The 1896-nt window shown below is 32.4% G+C and carries 1 protein-coding gene and 1 pseudogene; one reads left to right on the top strand and one right to left on the bottom strand.

The annotated features are described in order from the left end of the window. Positions 1-123, top strand: a pseudogene (locus ABY298_RS16195) (acyl-CoA dehydrogenase); the annotation flags it as partial. Between the two features lie 147 nt (positions 124-270). Here the strand turns inward: ABY298_RS16195 and ABY298_RS16190 are convergent. Next, positions 271-1896: T9SS type A sorting domain-containing protein (locus tag ABY298_RS16190; RefSeq protein WP_372747075.1), on the bottom strand; the 1626-nt coding region annotated here is incomplete at its 5' end.

Here is a 1896-nt window from a genome sequence, read left to right as displayed (position 1 = left end):
GGAGAATACTCAATTATGCGCCATATGATGAATTTAGAGAGTGTGGTAACTTATGAAGGAACACATGATATTCATTTATTAATTACTGGATTTGATATTACAGGAATACAAGCTTTTAAATAGGTTTTGAAAATAGTTTACAATAAAAAAGAGGTTGTTTAATAAGAGTTTATGACCGTCATTTTGAACTTGATTCAGAATCTCAAGATGAGAACCTGAATCAAGTTCAGGTTGACGAAAACATTACTTCTTAAACAGCCTCTTCTTTAATTATTCTACAATTACTTTTTTTCCTATTTTACCCGTTGTAGTATTTATTTGAACAAAGTAAAGACCTGAAGCAGCTTTTATAGGTAATAAAGTAGTTTCATTTGAAAACATATTTCTCCAAAAACCAAAACTTTGACCTAAACTATTGTATAAAATAACACTTTCTATTTCACTAGTTGTAGTATTTTTAATTTGTAGTTCAGATGTGGCATTATTCATAAATACAGTAATTCCGCTTTCCAAAATTTCTTCTTCAACACCTAACGTATTTTGAGGCTTAAACACCAATGAAAATCTATTTAAATATTCTCCTTTTGCTAATGTTATATCAAAAGATTGATTTTTAATAGTATGTGTAAGTCCTGTAACATTATCTTTAATATACAATTCTGTACTTTCATCAACATTTTCTAACGCATCTACTTTTATAGATATTTGTTCTCCACTAGATTTTATTCCTAATGGAATTTCCTTGTCTACATTAACATTATTTGATGCTTGAATTACATATTTTTTATCGTTAATAGTCCAAAACATATCATCGTCAAACATTTCATAAATTTCAGCTTCGTAACCCCAATCTACAGCATCACTTGTATTTTCATCAACAGTAAATAAAATTTGACGATGTGTTATAGAAGCTCCTTCAAATCCAATTCTAAATTTTGGACGAACATCTGCCGTTGTTTTGCTTGAGCTAGCAGTTTTACTAGCTTCACCTTTCATAAAAATAGAATTGCCTGAAGACTCTGTTTCAAAAACACGTTGTCCGTTATTAAATTCAATGGTTCCACCATCGGCATCAGCAACAACAAAAAAACCTTGGGCAATTGCTATATATTGCTCTGGTGTTTTTACAGGAGTGCCAAAAGGACTAACTTCTGGTAAAGCTCCTGCTGTAGCTGGAACTCCACCTGAGTTGTTTAATGTAGCGTAACCAGCTTGATAATCTTTTAAATTGTGTGAATTTCCACCATAATGTTCCCAAAAATATATAGCTCCTCCACCTCCTATTGAACCAGTTCCTGCTGGACCGTTATCAATTAAAAATTGAAATCCATCAATTGCAGACGGGTAAGGGTTTCCAACTAAATAATCATTGTTACCACCAACGGTTAATGTAATAGTTCCATTATTTGGTTTTCCAATAAAAACATAATTCTGATCTCCAGCACCTGGATCTCCCGCTCCTTTCATAGTATAACCCTCTCCTGGATTTAAACTTCCAGTACTCCCAATAGGAAACCATGAAGCATAACTACCATCAGGTGAATTTGTAAATTTATACATCCAATATGTACTTAATGTTAACGGTCCTGTTGAACCATCATATCCACTAGTGTACAAAATTGGACCTGGAGAACTTGCAACTGTTCCATCATTTAACACAGCTCCAATAGAATATGGTGAACCGTTTACTGCCCCTGTTGGAATTACTGGTGAAGACCATTGATTATACCTATATCTATTTCCAATACCTTGTTGATCTATTTCTATATAACCTGTACTTGCATTATCTAATGTACTACCAGTATTTTGAATTAGTTGTCCTTCACCGTCTAAATCTATAAAACCATTTAGTAATAAATTTCCGGCAATTTGTATATAGTTATCATAAACTATAAG

It is taken from the genome of Lutibacter sp. (assembly GCF_041596795.1).
Taxonomy (GTDB): domain Bacteria; phylum Bacteroidota; class Bacteroidia; order Flavobacteriales; family Flavobacteriaceae; genus Lutibacter.
The sequence above is the reverse complement of the archived record's forward strand: the minus strand, read 5'-3'. Positions and strand labels throughout refer to the sequence as shown.